This is a genomic window from Prescottella sp. R16 (assembly GCF_030656875.1).
GTDB lineage: Bacteria > Actinomycetota > Actinomycetes > Mycobacteriales > Mycobacteriaceae > Prescottella.
This window is the reverse complement of record NZ_CP130943.1, coordinates 3,787,208-3,803,419: the sequence shown is the minus strand read 5'-3', so window position 1 is coordinate 3,803,419 and position 16,212 is coordinate 3,787,208. Positions and strand designations below refer to the sequence as shown.

15 protein-coding genes are annotated in these 16,212 nt (G+C 68.3%); 8 read left to right on the top strand and 7 right to left on the bottom strand.

Annotated elements, in window-relative coordinates; genetic code table 11:
* Positions 1 to 15: 15 nt before the first annotated feature.
* Positions 16 to 2,214, bottom strand: a complete 2,199-nt coding sequence (locus tag Q5696_RS17835; protein WP_305092587.1) for an AAA family ATPase — start codon at positions 2,212 to 2,214, stop codon at positions 16 to 18.
* A gap of 289 nt (positions 2,215 to 2,503) precedes the next feature.
* On the opposite strand from Q5696_RS17835, the gene Q5696_RS17830 reads away from it, so the two are divergent.
* Positions 2,504 to 3,295, top strand: a complete 792-nt coding sequence (locus tag Q5696_RS17830) for a putative endonuclease domain-containing protein (RefSeq protein ID WP_305092586.1) — start codon at positions 2,504 to 2,506, stop codon at positions 3,293 to 3,295.
* Between the two features lie 93 nt (positions 3,296 to 3,388).
* Here the strand turns inward: Q5696_RS17830 and Q5696_RS17825 are convergent, their stop codons facing one another.
* The 3 genes from Q5696_RS17825 to Q5696_RS17815 all read right to left on the bottom strand — a co-directional run bounded on the left by Q5696_RS17825 (position 3,389) and on the right by Q5696_RS17815 (position 5,515).
* Positions 3,389 to 4,183, bottom strand: coding sequence for a CDP-alcohol phosphatidyltransferase family protein (locus Q5696_RS17825; protein WP_305092585.1), 795 nt, complete (start codon positions 4,181 to 4,183; stop codon positions 3,389 to 3,391).
* Positions 4,184 to 4,230: 47 nt separating this feature from the next.
* Positions 4,231 to 4,944 carry a phosphatidylserine decarboxylase gene (locus Q5696_RS17820; protein WP_305092584.1) on the bottom strand — a complete coding sequence of 238 codons (714 nt, stop codon included), beginning with the start codon at positions 4,942 to 4,944 and terminating at the stop codon, positions 4,231 to 4,233.
* A 94-nt stretch (positions 4,945 to 5,038) separates the two neighbouring features.
* Complete coding sequence (locus Q5696_RS17815) at positions 5,039 to 5,515, bottom strand: SRPBCC family protein (RefSeq protein ID WP_305092583.1); 477 nt, start codon at positions 5,513 to 5,515, stop codon at positions 5,039 to 5,041.
* 149 nt (positions 5,516 to 5,664) lie between these two features.
* Between Q5696_RS17815 and Q5696_RS17810 the strand changes: the two genes are divergently transcribed.
* The 3 genes from Q5696_RS17810 to groL all read left to right on the top strand — a co-directional run bounded on the left by Q5696_RS17810 (position 5,665) and on the right by groL (position 8,931).
* Positions 5,665 to 6,444 carry an HAD-IIA family hydrolase gene (locus tag Q5696_RS17810; protein WP_305092582.1) on the top strand — a complete coding sequence of 260 codons (780 nt, stop codon included), beginning with the start codon at positions 5,665 to 5,667 and terminating at the stop codon, positions 6,442 to 6,444.
* Positions 6,445 to 6,550: 106 nt separating this feature from the next.
* Positions 6,551 to 7,072 carry a DUF6764 family protein gene (locus tag Q5696_RS17805; protein WP_305092581.1) on the top strand — a complete coding sequence of 174 codons (522 nt, stop codon included), beginning with the start codon at positions 6,551 to 6,553 and terminating at the stop codon, positions 7,070 to 7,072.
* Positions 7,073 to 7,305: 233 nt separating this feature from the next.
* The gene (groL, locus tag Q5696_RS17800; RefSeq protein ID WP_305092580.1) at positions 7,306 to 8,931 is read left to right on the top strand and encodes a chaperonin GroEL; all 1,626 of its coding nucleotides are present in this window, start codon (positions 7,306 to 7,308) and stop codon (positions 8,929 to 8,931) included.
* Between the two features lie 88 nt (positions 8,932 to 9,019).
* Here groL and Q5696_RS17795 read toward each other — a convergent pair whose 3' ends face one another.
* A complete protein-coding gene (locus tag Q5696_RS17795; protein WP_305092579.1) occupies positions 9,020 to 9,220 on the bottom strand; it encodes a PspC domain-containing protein in 201 nt (66 codons plus the stop codon).
* Between the two features lie 230 nt (positions 9,221 to 9,450).
* Here Q5696_RS17795 and Q5696_RS17790 point away from each other — a divergent pair, with 230 nt between their 5' ends.
* Both Q5696_RS17790 and Q5696_RS17785 read left to right on the top strand, forming a co-directional pair.
* A complete protein-coding gene (locus Q5696_RS17790) occupies positions 9,451 to 10,284 on the top strand; it encodes an alpha/beta hydrolase family protein (protein WP_305095362.1) in 834 nt (277 codons plus the stop codon).
* Between the two features lie 151 nt (positions 10,285 to 10,435).
* Entirely contained in the window at positions 10,436 to 10,576 is a 141-nt protein-coding gene (locus Q5696_RS17785; RefSeq protein ID WP_305092578.1) for a hypothetical protein, read from the top strand.
* Between the two features lie 88 nt (positions 10,577 to 10,664).
* Here Q5696_RS17785 and Q5696_RS17780 read toward each other — a convergent pair whose 3' ends face one another.
* Together Q5696_RS17780 and Q5696_RS17775 are read right to left on the bottom strand one after the other, a co-directional pair.
* Positions 10,665 to 11,729, bottom strand: a complete 1,065-nt coding sequence (locus Q5696_RS17780) for an alpha/beta hydrolase (protein ID WP_305092577.1) — start codon at positions 11,727 to 11,729, stop codon at positions 10,665 to 10,667.
* On the bottom strand, positions 11,726 to 13,861 hold the full coding sequence (locus tag Q5696_RS17775; protein ID WP_305092576.1) for a prolyl oligopeptidase family serine peptidase: 2,136 nt from the start codon (positions 13,859 to 13,861) through the stop codon (positions 11,726 to 11,728). Before Q5696_RS17775 ends, Q5696_RS17780 begins: the two co-directional genes overlap by 4 nt.
* Positions 13,862 to 14,454: 593 nt before the next feature.
* On the opposite strand from Q5696_RS17775, the gene Q5696_RS17770 reads away from it, so the two are divergent.
* Positions 14,455 to 14,607: a hypothetical protein gene (locus tag Q5696_RS17770; RefSeq protein ID WP_305092575.1), complete on the top strand. Its 153-nt coding sequence runs from the start codon at positions 14,455 to 14,457 to the stop codon at positions 14,605 to 14,607.
* Positions 14,608 to 14,750: 143 nt separating this feature from the next.
* Complete coding sequence (gene lpdA, locus Q5696_RS17765; protein WP_305092574.1) at positions 14,751 to 16,154, top strand: dihydrolipoyl dehydrogenase; 1,404 nt, start codon at positions 14,751 to 14,753, stop codon at positions 16,152 to 16,154.
* Positions 16,155 to 16,212 lie beyond the last annotated feature (58 nt).

Genomic DNA, 16,212 nt, shown 5'->3' with positions numbered 1-16,212 from the left:
GACGCTACCGGCCGGTCACCGGTTCTCCGCGTACTCCTTCAGATGCGCCACCTGTGCCGCGTCCAGCGACGGCCGCACCGCTTTCCGGGCTGTCGCGACGTCGTCGGCGGTGACGGTGGCGGCATCGACGTCCCGGCGCATCGCGGTGAGCGCGGCCTCCCGTAGCAGGGCGGAACAGTCGGCGGCCGAGTAGCCGTCCAGATCGTGGGCGAGTTCGTCGAGATTCACGTCGTCGGCGAGCGGCACCGACCGGCCCGACGTCCGCAGGATCTCCCGGCGGGCGTCGGCGTCCGGTGGCGGCACGAACACCAGGCGTTCGAGCCGTCCGGGGCGCAGCAGTGCCGGGTCGACCAGGTCGGGACGGTTGGTGGCGCCGAGCACGACGACGTCGCGCAGCGGTTCGACGCCGTCGAGTTCGGTGAGCAGCGCGGCCACGACCCGGTCGGTGACACCGGAGTCGCTGCTCTGGCCGCGGCGCGGGGCGAGGGCGTCCACCTCGTCGAGGAAGATCAGGGACGGCGCCGAGTCGCGGGCCCGCTGGAACAGTTCGCGCACCGCCTTCTCCGACGCGCCCACCCACTTGTCCATCAGTTCGGCGCCTTTGACGGCGTGCACACTGAGCTGGCCGGAACTGGCCAGGGCGCGAACGAGGTACGTCTTACCGCAGCCGGGCGGCCCGTACAGCAGCACGCCGCGTGGTGGTTCGACGCCCAGGCGGGCGAACGAGTCCGGGTGCTGCAACGGCCACAGCACAGCCTCGGTGAGTGCCTGTTTCGTCTCGACCATGTCACCGACGTCGTCGAGGGTGATGCTGCCGATCGCGAGTTCCTCTGTACCGGAACGGGACAGCGGGCGGATCACGTCGAGGGCACCGATCAGATCGGCCTGCGTCAGACACGGCTCGGTCTTGTCGGTGTTGGCCCGCGACGCCGCCCGCAGCGCCGCCTCCCGGCACAGTGCCGCCAGGTCGGCGACAACGAATCCGGGGGTGCGCGAAGCGATCTCGGTGACGTCGAGATCCTCGGTGGGGACCTGTCGGAGCAGATGCTCGAGCAGCTGTCGGCGGCCCGTGCCGTCGGGGAGGGGCAGGGTCAGTTCCCGGTCGCACAACTCCGGTTCCCGGAGTCGGTCGTCGACCGATTCGGGATGTGCGGTGGTCGCGACGAACGCCACCGACGGAGTGTCCACGGCCCGCCGCAACTGATCGAGGATCAGCGTCGACACCGGCTCGCGGGTGGCGGGCAGCAGGGCGTCGACGTCGGTGACCAACAGCACCCCGCCGGACCGCACCGCGTCCACGGCGGCGGTGACCCGCTCGAGCCGCGACTGTGCCTCGGACGCGCCGACACCGGGGCCGTCCAGTTCGACGACCTGCCGGGCCGCGAGCACCGACCGGGTCAGCGTCGCCTTCCCCACCCCGGCCGGCCCGGTGACCAGCACCCCGAGATGCGGGGACGCGCCGAGCGTGCGCAGCAGTTCCGGCTCGTCGAGGGCGAGTGCGAGCCACTCGGTGAGCTTGCCGGCCTGCGCGGACACCCCGACCAGCTCGTCGACCGGGACCGTCCCGGTGGGGCGGGAGCCGGCGGGCCTGGTGGCGGTGGTCCGGGTGGTGGACGCCGGAATCGGTTGCGCGGCAGTCATTGCCGCCGGGCCACCGGAACCCCAGCTCACCGCAGAATTGGGCTGCACACTCACCGGCCCGCCCGCCGGGTCGACGCCCGTCACGGTCAGCAGCTCCGACGTCCACGTGACACCGAACGTCCGCGACAGGGCCTGCGTCGCCGACGAGGTACTGGTGCCCGGGCCGAGATCACGCGGCAGCAGCGACACCGCGTCACCGACGGTCAACACCTTGCCGAGCAGCGCCTGACGCAGCGTCGCCTCCGAGATGGACTGCTGTGCCAGGCCGGAGCCGCTCACCGTGACGGCGCGCGCCCCGTACACGGTGACGGGAGCGACGACCACCGACGCGTTCTCGCGCAGCCCCGCATTCGACAGCGTGACGTCGTCGAGCAGGGCTGTTCCGGTGGGGGTGCCGCTCGGCGCGATGCCCGCGACCGCGGCCGTCGTCCGCGCCCCGACGAGCGAGACGGCATCCCATTCCCGCAGCCCCAGGGCCGCGAGTACCTCGGGGTGCAGGCGCACGACGCCTCGACGGGTGTCCGCCGCGGACGTGTTGAGCCGGACCGTGAGCGTCAGTTCGGGAGAGGTCACGCGGACCAGCCTAGTGTCGGGCCCGTTTCGTCCCCTCGCTCCCGCGTTTCGCGCACTTGTCGCGTGGTTCGGCACCCGCCGCCCGCGTTTCGCGCACTTATCGCTCCTCGCGTGCCGGATCCCTCGCGTTTCGCGCACTTATCGCGAGGAAACCGGGTGCGGATGCGCGACAAGTGCGCACAACGCGAGGAAATTGGGTTGTGGACAAACGCGCAGACCCCTCGAATCTGTGGACAACTCGGGTCCGGGACGCCGGATCGGACGGTCGGGTGCGGCACCGTGTCGAGTCGTGAAGAAACGAAAGCCGGAACTGCCGGAAGTGTTCGTGGGGCGGGACGCGGTACGCGACGGTGCCCTCACCGCGTCCGATCTGCGGGGTCCGCGGGTCCGCCGACTGTTCCGCGGCGTCTACTGTCCGAGCGTCGTCCGCGACAGTCATGAGCTGCGTTGCCGGGCGGCCGCGCTCACCGGGGCCGGAGCGCTCGTGCTGACGGGTCGGTCGGCGGCCGTGGTGCGGGGCGTCGAGGTGGCGTCGACGTCGGATCCGGTCGAGGTGATCGCACTGCCCGGGCATCGCGTCAACCGTCGTCCCGGACTGAACGTTCGACGGGTCCGGATCGCGTCCACCGACCACCAGCCGTGGGGGACGATCGCGATCGCGAGCCCGGAACGAATGGTGTTCGACGTACTTGCCGGCCGGCCGCTGATCCGGGCCGTGGCGGACGCCGATCGGATCCTGCGCGCGGGGTCGACGACGCAGCAGCGGATGGCGTCGTATCTCGCGGACCGTCACGATCACGGGGTCGTGCGGGCCCGCGAGGCGTTGGCGCTGACCGATCCGCGCGCCGAATCACCACCCGAATCGGAACTGCGGGTGCGGATGCACTTCGAGGGCCTGCATCCGGAACCACAACTGCGGATCTACGCGGACGGGAAGTTCGTGGCCCGCGTCGATTTCGCGTTCGAGAAGGAGCGGCTCGTGGTCGAGTACGACGGCGCGTGGCACTGGCGCGGGACCGGAATCGACAGAATGCGCTGCGCACGGCCGGCTGGCAGATCCACTTCGTCACCAAGGAGATGATGGTGAACCCGGCTGCGGTGATCGACGAGATCCACGGCGCACTGCTGAGTGCTCGGAAGAAGCGCCGGCCGGACCTCTGACGGCTCGGGACGCCTACCGGGGCCGCGGTCGACGCAGGCCCAGTCGGGCTGCGGAGCGGCGGTTGCTGCCGGGGGCGCGGCGGATGGCACGGCGTTCGGCGGGTTTGATGTCCCAGGTTTCGGGGTGGGCGGCGACCCAGTGCTGGGAGCGGATCGCGAAGGGGATGTGCACGAGGTAGGCGCCGACGAGCACGATGAGCAGCACGAACGGGTAGGTGACGAGGGCGGCTGCGGCGAGCGCGACGAGGGCGAGCAGCGGGGCGACCATGCGCGGCGGCACGGACACGCTCTTCATCGCGAAGGTGGGGATGCGGCTGACGATGAGGGCGGCGGACAGCAGGGTCCACACGGTGACGATGCCGATCGACGACCACCAGCCGTCACCCCACTGGACGTACGCGGAGAGGGGGGCGAGGGCGATGAGGGCGCCGGCGGGGGCGGGGACGCCGACGAAGAAGTCCTTCGTGTAGCCGGGGGCGGTGTCGTCGTCGAGGAGGGTGTTGAAGCGGGCGAGCCGCAGCACGATGCTGACCGCGTACAGCAGCGCGATGATCCAGCCGAAGCGGTTGCCGTCGAGCAGCGTCACGTACAGGACGAGCGCGGGGGCGACGCCGAACGAGATGGCGTCGGCGAGCGAGTCGAGTTCGGCGCCCATCTTGCTGGTGGCGTCGAGCATGCGGGCGATGCGGCCGTCGAGGGAGTCGAGGACGGCGGCGGCGCCGATCATCGCGAGGGCGGTGCCGAGTTCACCGTCGAGCGCGAACTTGACGGCGGACAGGCCACCGCACAGCGCGAGGATCGTGATCATGCTCGGCAGGAGCCGTACCGCGTGCTGCCGACTGGGTCGCGGTGGTCTCACGGCAGCTGCGCGAGGACGGTTTCGGCGCCGACGGTGCGCTGGCCGCGTTCGACGAGGAGTTCGGTGCCGGCGGGGAAGTAGGTGTCGACGCGGGAGCCGAACCGGATGAGCCCGTACGTGTCGCCGATGGTGAGGGCGTCGCCCTCCTTCGCGTCGCACACGATGCGGCGGGCGAGGAGGCCGGCGATCTGGACGACGGCGACACTGTGCCCGGAGCCGGTCTCGAGGAGCATGCTGTTGCGTTCGTTGACTTCGCTGGCATCGGCGAGGTCCGCGGACAGGAACTGTCCGGGCCGGTGCACGACCTTCTTCACGACGCCGGCGACGGGCACCCGCTGGACGTGGACGTCGAGGACGGACAGGAAGATGCTCACCCGCGGCACCGGGGCGTCGCCGAGGCCGAGTTCGGCGGGCGGGACGGCGGTGTCGACGAGGGCGACCTCACCGTCGGCGGGGGCGACGACGACGCCGGGACGGTTCGGCGGCACCCGGTGCGGGTGCCGGAAGAACGCGGCGCACGCGGCGGCGGAGGCGAGCCCGGCCCGGCGTATCCACGGCCGGTTGCGTCCGACCGCGGCGACGGCGAGTGGGGTCAGGACGAACGGCAGCCCGGCGGGGTGCAGTGGGGGAACGGCCGACTTGACGAGGTCGAGCAGGTGGCCGACTCCGGTGGGCTGGGGTGTTCCAGGGGGCGTCGGTCGACGTGCCACGTTTCCTCTTACCGGTCGAATTGGGCGGCGAGGTTCGCCGCGCGTGCTGACACAGGTTACGTGACTGCCCCGAACCGGTGGGTCGCCATGTGTGCTAGCGGGAGTCGACGGCCCCGGTGCTGATGGCCTCGGCCGCGTTCTTGATGCGGGCGAGGGTGGCGTTCATGCCGGCGACCAGGTCGGCTTCGAAGGCGTCGGGCCCGCCGAGGACGGTCTTGACGAGGAACTGCGACACCTTGCTGGTGCCGGTGGGGGCTTCGCGGCGTTCGACGACGCGGGTGCCGGTCTCGGTGGGTTCGAGGGTGTACGACCAGATGGTGCGGTTCTCGGCGATCCGGAACGCGATGGTCTTGTTGGGCTCGAACCGGACCACCTTCGAGGTGGTCGGCCACACGAGGAGGCCCTTGCGGTTGATGTTGAACGTCTTGGTGCCCTCACGGACTTCGCCGGACACCCGCATCTTCCGGCACTGCGGGCTCCATTCGCCCATGCGCTTCAGGTCGGACACGATCGTCCACACGTCCTGTGGGGTGGCGGCGATCTCGATGCTGGCTTCGAGGGTGTTCGTCACGAGTGGGCTCTCCATCACGGTGGTCGGTACAGCCGGTTACAGATACCCGGCGATCGTAGCTCGTCGTGTGCGGTAGGTCACTGCGGTCCTTCTCTCGGACCTGTCCGGCGGCCTGTCCGGCGGCCTGTCCGGCGGATACGCTCGGATGTATGAGCCGGGTCGAGGGCGTGTTGTTCGACATCGACGGAGTGCTCGTCACCTCGTGGCAGCCTGTGCCCGGTGCGGTGGCGGCGCTCGAGGAGATCCGCCGCCGGGGCGTGCCGCGGGCCTTTCTCACCAATACGACGTCGCGGACGTGCGACGAGATCGCCGCCTCGCTGAAGGCGGTGGGGTTCGACATCCGTTCCGGGGAGATCGTGACGGCGGCCCGGCTGACCACCGAGTATCTGCGGTCGACGTATCCGGGGGCGCGGGTGCTGCTCCTCAATCGGGGGGACGTCCGCGCCGACATGCCCGACGTCGTGTTCGACGACGCCGATCCCGAGGTGGTCGTGCTGGGCGGTGCCGGCCCGGAGTTCACGCACGCCGCACTCAGCCGGGTCCTGGATCTGATGGTGGCGGGGGTTCCGGTGGTCGCGATGCACCGGTCGGCGATGTGGGCGGAGTCGGACGGTCTGCGCGCGGACGTCGGCACGTACCTTCCGGGGCTCGAGGAGGCCTCCGGTTCGCGGATCGTGTCGGTGGGCAAGCCGTCGCTCGCCGGATTCCTGGCTGCGGCGGAGCTGACCGGCAGCGACCCGGCGGCGACCGTGATGGTCGGTGACGACTTCCGTGGCGATGTCCTGCCGGCGCAGCGGGTGGGGATGACGGGGGTGCTGGTGCGGACCGGGAAGTTCCGGGAACCGGTCCTCGAACTCGCGGTGGACCGGCCTGATCATCTGGTCGATTCGGTGGCGGATCTACCGGAGCTGCTGGCATCTCTGGGGTGACGCGCCGAGCTTCTTCGGTTTGCTACGAAAATCCTGGATCCCGGCATTCCGAGCATGTAGTGTCGCGGACACTTGCCTCCCCTTTCCCTGTCTCGAAGGAGTTCGAATGCCCCTCTTCTCCCGTCTGCGTGTCCTCTCCGATCTCGGCCGGACGGTGACGCGTGCGGCGACGGTCGCGGTGACGGGAATCGGTGTGGCAGCAGGTGTTTCGCTTCTCGGTGCGGGTACCGCGGCGGCGGCCCCGGTGGTGTGCACGTCCCCGGTGTCCCCCAACGACATCCAGGTCTCGGAGTTCGCGAGCTGTGGTGCACAGGCGTTCGAGCAGGGCGTGGCCCGGTCGGCGGCAGCGGACAGCGGCACGGCCGTGTCGGTGGCGCAGGGCCTCGGGTCGTCGAACAGTCTCGCGACGGGCTACGGCACGGCGCTGAGCGCGTCGCGCGGCAACGGTCAGTCGCTGGCCGTCGCTCTCGGTGGCGGTATCGCGCACTCGTGGGCCGACGACGGTTACGCGACGTTCGCGATCGCCGGTTGGGGTTCGGGTGCGACGGCCGAGCAGGGCCGGGTGGACTGCGTCGGGCCGCTGTCGTTCGCGTGGAATCTGAAGACCGGTCAGACCTGCCTCGGCTGACCTCGTGAGGGGTGGGTGCGCGGTACTCCGGAACGTTGCACTCACCCTGTCCGAGTGCTAGAAATACACCTGGCACTCGCGATACGTGAGTGCCAGGTCGGGACGGTGAGACCGGGATCCTAGACACCCCCGGTCGTCCGTCGCGGGCACCGAGCCTGGCCGGAAGCGTAAATGGGGCGATCCGACGAGCGATCGCTCTGTGTGTCACCCCCAATCCGGAGGATCACTTCGCAATGGCCAAGATCATCGCGTTCGACGAAGAGGCACGTCGCGGCCTCGAGCGTGGCCTGAACAGCCTCGCTGACGCCGTCAAGGTGACGCTGGGACCCAAGGGTCGCAACGTCGTGCTGGAGAAGAAGTGGGGCGCCCCCACGATCACCAACGACGGTGTTTCCATCGCCAAGGAGATCGAGCTCGAGGACCCCTACGAGAAGATCGGCGCCGAGCTGGTCAAGGAGGTCGCCAAGAAGACCGACGACGTCGCTGGTGACGGCACCACGACGGCGACGGTTCTGGCGCAGGCGCTGGTCCGTGAGGGTCTGCGCAACGTTGCTGCCGGCGCCAACCCGCTGGGTCTGAAGCGCGGCATCGAGAAGGCCGTCGAGGCCGTCACCACCAAGCTGCTCGACACCGCCAAGGAGGTCGAGACCAAGGAGCAGATCGCTGCCACCGCCGGTATCTCGGCGGGCGACTCCACGATCGGCGAGCTCATCGCCGAGGCGATGGACAAGGTCGGCAAGGAAGGCGTCATCACCGTCGAGGAGTCCAACTCCTTCGGCCTGCAGCTCGAGCTCACCGAGGGTATGCGCTTCGACAAGGGCTACATCTCGCTGTACTTCGCGACCGACGCCGAGCGTCAGGAAGCGGTCCTCGAGGATCCGTACATCCTGCTCGTCAGCTCCAAGATCTCGACGGTCAAGGACCTGCTGCCGCTGCTGGAGAAGGTCATCCAGGCCGGTAAGCCGCTGCTGATCATCGCCGAGGACGTCGAGGGCGAGGCCCTGTCGACCCTGGTCGTCAACAAGATCCGTGGCACGTTCAAGTCCGTCGCCGTCAAGGCTCCGGGCTTCGGTGACCGCCGCAAGGCGCAGCTCGCCGACATCGCCATCCTCACCGGTGGCGAGGTCGTCAGCGAAGAGGTCGGCCTGTCCCTCGAGACCGCCGGCATCGAGCTGCTGGGCCGCGCCCGCAAGGTCGTCGTCACCAAGGACGAGACCACCATCGTCGAGGGTGCCGGCGACGCCGACGCCATCGCCGGTCGCGTCAACCAGATCCGCGCCGAGATCGAGGCGTCGGATTCGGACTACGACCGCGAGAAGCTGCAGGAGCGCCTGGCCAAGCTGGCCGGTGGCGTCGCCGTCATCAAGGCCGGCGCTGCGACCGAGGTCGAGCTCAAGGAGCGCAAGCACCGCATCGAAGACGCTGTCCGCAACGCGAAGGCGGCCGTCGAGGAGGGCATCGTCGCCGGTGGTGGCGTGGCTCTGCTGCAGTCCGCTCCGGTCCTGGACGACCTGAAGCTGGAGGGCGACGAGGCCACCGGTGCCAACATCGTCAAGGTTGCCCTCGAGGCCCCGCTCAAGCAGATCGCGTTCAACGCCGGCCTCGAGCCCGGCGTCGTCGCGGAGAAGGTTCGCAACCTGCCCGCCGGCAGCGGCCTGAACGCCGCCACCGGTGAGTACGAGGACCTGCTCGCTGCGGGCATCAACGACCCGGTCAAGGTCACCCGCTCGGCGCTGCAGAACGCTGCGTCCATCGCGGCCCTGTTCCTGACCACCGAGGCTGTCGTCGCCGACAAGCCGGAGAAGGCCGCTGCTCCCATGGGCGACCCGACCGGTGGCATGGGCGGCATGGACTTCTGATCCCCTCGGATCGGAACGCCTGAGCCCAGGTAGCCGAAGAAGCCCGGGACACCGAATGCGGTGTCCCGGGCTTCTCTCATGTCCGGGGTCACGCGTCGGGCATCAGCATCCACGCGGCGGCGTAGACGAGGGCAACGGTGCCGAACGACGCGAACGCGCCGAGGACGGCGAGGACGCGGACGATGTTGGCGTCGACGCCGAAGTACTCGGCGATGCCGCCACACACTCCGGCGAGCATGCGCTGGTTGCGGGAGCGGACGAAGGGGCGGGGCGATTCGCTGGAGGTCATGACGTCGAGTCTGGTGCGCGGTGTCCGTCGGCACCATCGGTATTTCCCCGGATCTGCACCCTGATCTTTCGTCTCAGGGGGCGCCCCGGCGTCGGGTCGACACCGCACACCTTCTGCTGGGATCACACACGTTCTGTATATGGAATGGGTGTGTGATGCCGGGAAAAGGTGTGCGACGGCGTTGCGAATGCCGGGTCGTCGCGACCGTGTGGGCATAGGCTCGGGGCGTGGTGGAGACCGTGCCGATCCAGATGCCCGACGGGACGACGACGCCGGTGCGTCTGTTTCCCGGTCCGGAGGGCGCACCCGTCGTGGTGATCGTTCCCGGGTTGGGGATCCCGGCCGGTTTCTACGACCGGTTCGCGGAGTCGATCGTCGACCGCGGATTCTGCGCTGCGGTGGGGGAGTTGCGGGGACAGGGTGACAGCCGGCCGCGGCCGAACGCGTCGAGCACGTTCGGTTATCAGGAACTGGTGTCGGTGGACCTGCCGGCGATCGTCGAGGCGGTGCACGAGCGGTTCGATTCGAGCACCCCGTTCCTGTTGGGGCACAGCATGGGTGGCCAGTTGGGGGCGATGTACGCGGCCCGGATCCGGGGTGCGCTGGGTGGGCTGATCCTGGTGGCGTCCGGGTCGCCGTACTACCGGGGATTCTCGGGGGCGCGGTCTCCGGGGCTGCTGCTCGGCTCCGCGGCGATGTCGATCACCGCGAGTGTCGCGGGTTTCTGGCCGGGCGACCGTCTGGACGTCGGTGGTTTCGGACGGCAGTCGCGGGTGCTGATCTCGGACTGGTCGCGGTTCGCGCGGTCGGGGCGGATCGAGCCGTCGGGGGCGGACATCGACTACGAGGAGCGGCTCGCGCAACTGTCGGTGCCGGTGCTGTCGATCTCGATCGAGGGGGACGATCTGGCGCCCCAGCAGTCGACGGAGAACCTACTGCGTAAATTGTCCGGTGCGAGCGTCACTACCTGGCATCAGCCCGAAAAGCTAGGGCACAACGGCTGGATCCGGACACCCGAAAGTACCGTGGATCGGATCGTCGCCTGGCTCCGTGACCAGCAGTGACGTTCCCCGAATCCTCCCTTCGGGCATCACCCCGATATTTCATCCCGCATTCATGCGCCAAATCGATGCCAGACCGCGTTCCGGTCGTTATATTGGCCGCAGCGCATTCGCTTCGAGGCGCCACACCACCAGTAATTGCAGGGAGTCAATCATGGGTTCGACCGAGATCATCAGCATCCTGAAGTCCTTCACCACCATTCTCGAGCAGCTGAACAAGATCGGTTCGGGCAGCTCGGACGGTGGCGATTCGACCTCGACCGGTTCGCTCGGCTCCCTGAGCTCGCTCAGCTGATACCGGCTCCTCGGAGCATCGAAGAAGGGCGGTACCGGTGCACGTGCACCGGTACCGCCCTTCTCGTCCGTTCGGAAACCGGGCGCGCTCAGACGCCGAGCGACGCCGCGAGCGTCGGCCACGACTTCGGCAGTTCCTCCCGCCAGTACGGCCACGTGTGGACGCCGACCGGGTTGTAGACGAACGTCGCCGGGATACCGAGCGACCGCAGTCGGTCGTCGAGGCGGTGCGTGCAGTGATCGGTGACGGCCTCGATCGGCGCGCCCAGTGCCAGCAGCAGCGGCAGGTTCGGGTTGTCGAGGGTTTCGTTCGGCCCGGGCAGTCCGGTGGCCGTCGACACGTACAGCACGGTTCCGCGTAGTTTCTCGGCGCCGATCAGTACGTCGTGCTCGGCCCACTGCGGATCGGTGCGCGGCCCCCACATGTTGGTGATGTCGCCGCCGCGGTACGACACGGTGGCCCGCATCTGGGTGAAGCCGAGGTCGTCGACGGTCTGGTAGCACCCGCTGAACGCCGCGACACCGCGGTAGAAGCCGTTCGCACGCATCGCGAGCATCATCGCGGACTGTGCTCCCATCGACAGTCCGGCGATCGACTGGACGCCGGTGCCGTCGAATCGGGCGTCGATCAGCGGCGGCAGTTCCTTCGTCAGGAACGTCTCCCACCGGTAGTTGCCGAGCTTCGGGTCGGGGCGCTCCCAGTCGGTGTAGTAGCTGGCCTCACCGCCGGTGGGGAGGACGACGTTGACGGGCTTGTCCTCGAAGAACTCGACGGCCCCGCCCTCCTCGGTCCAGTTGTTGGTACCGGGGTCGGCGGAACTGCCGTCGAGCAGGTACAGCGTCGGCCGCGGGGCGGTCGTGTCGCGCGGCAGCAGAACCTGCACCTGCTGCTCGGCCTGCATCGCGGGCGAGTACACGAACACCCGCACCCACCGGTCGGTGATGGGTTCGACGCGGGTGATGTGAGCACCGGACGCCGCCGGGTCCGCCGGTTGTGCGGCCGGGGCGGTGTTCGGGATGCCGCCGGCCGCGGCGACGGGTGCCGCGGTGAGCAGTGCGGCCGCCGCGGTCGCGGTGACGAGGGCCCCCGCGCCGAGGCGCCGGAACAGGGGACACGGGGAGGCCGGGGAGTCTGGAAGGTCCTCGGAGGTCATGTGGTGGCTCGATTCGATTTGACGGATTCGGGCGAATCGTAGTCCACGCGCTCGATGTCCGAAGACGGTTTCGCCAGGTGATCCCACAGGAACGTGTAGGTCAGCGCCGACTTGAACGCGGCCTGCGCATTGTCGGCGGCGCCGCCGTGGCCGCCCTCGATGTTCTCGTAGTAGTGGACGGGATGGCCCTCGGACTCCAACCGGGCCGTCATCTTGCGGGCGTGTCCGGGGTGGACGCGGTCGTCGCGGGTGGAGGTGGCGATGAGGATCGGTGGGTACCGCACGTCCATGTCTGCGTCGGCGCGCACATTCTGGTACGGCGAGTACTCGGAGATGAACGCCCAGTCGTCGGGATTGTCGGGGTCGCCGTACTCGGCCGTCCACGACGCGCCCGCGAGCAGCAGGTGGTAGCGCTTCATGTCCAGGAGCGGCACCTGGCAGACGATCGCGCCGAACAACTCCGGGTACGTGGTGAGCATGACGCCCATCAGCAGCCCACCGTTGCTGCCGCCCTGTGCGCCCAACTGTGCGGGCGTGGTGATGCCGCGGGCGACGAGGTCGCGGGCCACGGCGGCGAAGTCCTCGTACACGAGGTGCCGGCCCTCGCGGACGGCCTGCGTGTGCCACTCCGGGCCGTACTCGCCGCCGCCACGGATGTTCGCGACGACGTAGGTGCCGCCGCGTTGCAGCCACGCGGTGCCGGTGATGCCGCTGTAGGCGGGGGTCAGCGAGTTCTCGAAGCCGCCGTACCCGTAGAGCAGGGTGGGGCCGGCGGGGGCGTCGTCGCGGCGCACCACGAAGTACGGGACGCGGGTGCCGTCGTCGGAGGTCGCGAAGTGCTGCGTCACGGACAGTCCGGTGGTGTCGAAGAATTCGGGCGCAGCCTTCAGGGCCTCGAGTGGGCCGCCGACGGTGCCGTGCACGAGGGTCGCCGGAGTGAGGTATCCACTCGCGTTGAGGAAGAAGTCGTCGCTCTCGCGCGGGTCGGTGTCGATGATCTCGGTGGATGTCATCGCCGGGAGTCCATCGAGAGTGGTTTTCTCCCAACCGTTTTCGTTCGGGGTGAGAACGTGGACGGCGGAGCGGACATCGGTGAGCGTCACGAGGAGCAGGTGGTGGCGGGTCCACGCGTACTGTTCGAGCGACGTGTGCTCGTCGGGGGTGAACAGGGTGGTCAACGTGCGGTCGCCGGCGAGATAGGCGTCGTACCGCGCGGCCAGCAGCGAGCCGGCCGGGTGGGTGGTGCCGTCGACGGTCCACGGTGAGCGGGGTCGGATCAGCAGCCACTCGCGGTAGACGGAGATCCGGGCGTCCTCGGGGGTGTCGATACGCGCCAGGGTGCCGTCGCCGCGGATCTGGAAGCGCTGCGACGTGTAGAAGTCGACGGCGCGTTCGACGAAGCTCCGTTCGAAGCCGGGGGTGCTGTCGTGCCATGCCGAGACCGCGACATCGGTTCGTTCGCCCTCGAACACCGTGACCGCGTCGGCGAGCGGAGTGCCGCGGTGCCAGCGCTTCGCGATCCGCGGGTAACCGGAGTCGGTGAGAGATCCTTCGCCGAAATCCGTTCCGATGTAGATGTTTTCGCTGTCGATCCAACCGATGTCGGTTTTCGCCTCGTCGGTGTGGAAGCCGGTCGCGGTGTCGTCGAACGTGCCGGTGGTGAGATCGAACTCGCGGACGACGACGGCGTCGGCGCCACCGCGGGACAGGCTGATCAGTGCCCGGTCCTGCTCGGGGCGCAGCACCTGCGCACCCGACCACACCCAGTTCTCGCCCTCGCGCTCGGCAAGCTCGTCGACGTCGACGAGGATCTCCCATTCCGTTGTGTCGCTGCGGTATTCGTCCATCGTGGTACGACGCCACAGTCCGCGGACGTGTCGGGCGTCGCGCCAGAAGTTGTAGAGGTAGTCGCCGCGCCGACGCACATAGGGGATGCGGGCATCGGTGTCGAGGATCGTGCGGATCCCGGTCTCGAGCCGGGTGAACTCGTCGGTGGCGGTGAACGCCGCGACGGTCTGCTCGTTGTGCTCGCGAACCCACGCGAGGGCGTCGTCGCCGGTGACGTCCTCGAGCCACAGGTTCGGATCGTCGGCCGGCAGAGTGGAAGGTGAGTGCGTCGTAGGTCCCGTCATCCCACCATTGTGGCGGTGTCGAATACGCCGGGCGGTCCAGGGTGAGCGGGAGGGTGAATTTCAAGATTTCCTGGACGGCTGCCCAGTTGATGTAACGAAACCGAAGACAAGTGGATACGAACTGGTCTACCTTTCTGTCACGGCCGAAATGAAGCGGCCGTCATCTCGACCGGAAAGCCGACGGAGCAACACACCACTGTTGCCTCGTGCGGAGTGTGAAACGGTCGAGATGTCATGGGAGCAAAGGCATCCGGGAGAGCGGGGTCCCCCGGCACGCACGCTCCCTGCCCGGGCAAAACAGATCACACGACAATCACGGACATCGAAACTCCCCCGAAAGGCAGAGAAATGAATCTCGACGGCATCATCGCGGCTCTCGTCGGCGTCATCGGCAACCTGGTCAACTTCGGTTCCGTCACCGAACTGAGCTAGTTCGTTCTCCTGTCGTACCACCACCACGAAAGTAAGGAAACGCAATGAATCTCGACGGCATCATCGCAGCCCTCATCGGCGTCATCGGCAACGTCGTGAACTTCGGCTCCGTCACCGAGCTCTCCTGATCTCGGACCACCAGTAGTAGGAAGGCGACTGCCATGAACTCGGACGTTATCGACCTCGGCTCCCTGGGTGAGTCGGCGACAGGTTCGCTGTCGGGTCTGCTCGACATCGTCCTCGGCCTCAGCAGGGGCAGCGTCTTCGGCGGGAGCACCGTCGGAGACCTCGGGAGCTCGATCTCGTTCAGCTGAGCATTCGCACCTCCGGCCCCAGTCGCTCCGGCGGCTGGGGCTGCAGGTGTGTCCGGGGTGTGCCGGAGACGATCTTCGAATCTTACTTTTCGGTAGGGACCATCTCGGGACACACGATCCGGGCGGGACTAGGCTAGGGCCTCGTGACCTCACACTATGACGTCGTTGTCCTCGGAGCCGGTCCCGGTGGGTACGTCGCTGCTATCCGCGCGGCACAGCTGGGACTGAAGACCGCCATCATCGAAGAGAAGTACTGGGGCGGTGTCTGCCTGAACGTCGGCTGCATCCCGTCCAAGGCCCTTCTCCGCAACGCCGAGCTTGCGCACATCTTCCACAAGGAAGCCAAGACCTTCGGCATCAGCGGAGAGGCGACCTTCGACTTCGGCGCGGCATTCGACCGCAGCCGTCAGGTCGCGGACGGCCGCGTCAAGGGCGTCCACTTCCTGATGAAGAAGAACAAGATCGACGAGTTCGAGGGCCGTGGCACGTTCACCGGACCCAACGCGATCTCCGTCACCCTCACCAAGGGCGGCACCGAGACGGTCACGTTCGACAACGTCATCATCGCCACCGGCAGCACCACCAAGCTGCTTCCGGGCACGTCGGTGAGCAAGAACGTCGTCACCTACGAGGAGCAGATCCTCACCCGCGACCTGCCCGGCTCGATCCTCATCGTCGGTGCCGGCGCGATCGGCATGGAGTTCGGCTACGTCCTGAAGAACTACGGCGTCGACGTCACGATCGTCGAGTTCCTCGACCGGGCCCTGCCCAACGAGGACGCCGACGTCTCCAAGGAGATCGCCAAGCAGTACAAGAAGCTCGGCGTCACCATCAAGACCGGCGCCGCCGTCCAGACCATCGACGACGACGGCACCAAGGTCACCGTCGCCATCAAGGACAACAAGTCCGGCGCGGTCGAGACCGTCGTCGTCGACAAGGTCCTGCAGTCCGTCGGCTTCGCCCCCAACGTCACCGGCTACGGCCTCGAGAACACCGGTGTGCAGCTCACCGACCGCGGCGCCATCGCCATCGACGAGCGCATGCGCACCAACGTCCCCGGCATCTACGCCATCGGTGACGTCACCGCCAAGCTGCAGCTCGCGCACGTCGCCGAGGCGCAGGGCGTCGTCGCCGCCGAAACCATCGGCGGCGCCGAGACGATGGAACTGGGCGACTACCGGATGATGCCGCGCGCCACGTTCTGCCAGCCGCAGGTCGCGTCCTTCGGACTCACCGAGGAGCAGGCCAAGGCCGAAGGCTACGACGTCAAGGTCGCCACCTTCCCGTTCATGGCGAACGGCAAGGCCCACGGCCTCGCCGACCCCACCGGCTTCGTCAAGCTCATCGCCGACAAGACCCACGGTGAGCTCATCGGCGGCCACCTCATCGGCCCCGACGTCTCCGAACTCCTGCCCGAACTCACCCTCGCGCAGAAGTGGGACCTCACCGTCAACGAACTGGCCCGCAACGTGCACACCCACCCGACCCTGTCGGAGGCGCTGCAGGAAGCGATCCACGGTCTCGCCGGTCACATGATCAACTTCTGACGGTTCTTCTCCGTCGCAACAGCTGAAGGGTCCCTTCGTACGCTCGCAGCGTACGAAG

What these genes read in the sequence shown, in the direction of transcription:
- Q5696_RS17810 (WP_305092582.1), top strand. Translation starts at nt 5,665, where the DNA reads ATGAGCCGGGTCGAGGGCGTGTTGTTCGACATCGACGGAGTGCTCGTC.
- Q5696_RS17785 (WP_305092578.1), top strand. Translation starts at nt 10,436, where the DNA reads ATGGGTTCGACCGAGATCATCAGCATCCTGAAGTCCTTCACCACCATT.
- groL (WP_305092580.1), top strand. Translation starts at nt 7,306, where the DNA reads ATGGCCAAGATCATCGCGTTCGACGAAGAGGCACGTCGCGGCCTCGAG.
- Q5696_RS17795 (WP_305092579.1), bottom strand. Translation starts at nt 9,220, where the DNA reads ATGACCTCCAGCGAATCGCCCCGCCCCTTCGTCCGCTCCCGCAACCAG.
- Q5696_RS17770 (WP_305092575.1), top strand. Translation starts at nt 14,455, where the DNA reads ATGAACTCGGACGTTATCGACCTCGGCTCCCTGGGTGAGTCGGCGACA.
- Q5696_RS17825 (WP_305092585.1), bottom strand. Translation starts at nt 4,183, where the DNA reads ATGATCACGATCCTCGCGCTGTGCGGTGGCCTGTCCGCCGTCAAGTTC.
- Q5696_RS17780 (WP_305092577.1), bottom strand. Translation starts at nt 11,729, where the DNA reads ATGACCTCCGAGGACCTTCCAGACTCCCCGGCCTCCCCGTGTCCCCTG.
- Q5696_RS17775 (WP_305092576.1), bottom strand. Translation starts at nt 13,861, where the DNA reads ATGACGGGACCTACGACGCACTCACCTTCCACTCTGCCGGCCGACGAT.
- Q5696_RS17805 (WP_305092581.1), top strand. Translation starts at nt 6,551, where the DNA reads ATGCCCCTCTTCTCCCGTCTGCGTGTCCTCTCCGATCTCGGCCGGACG.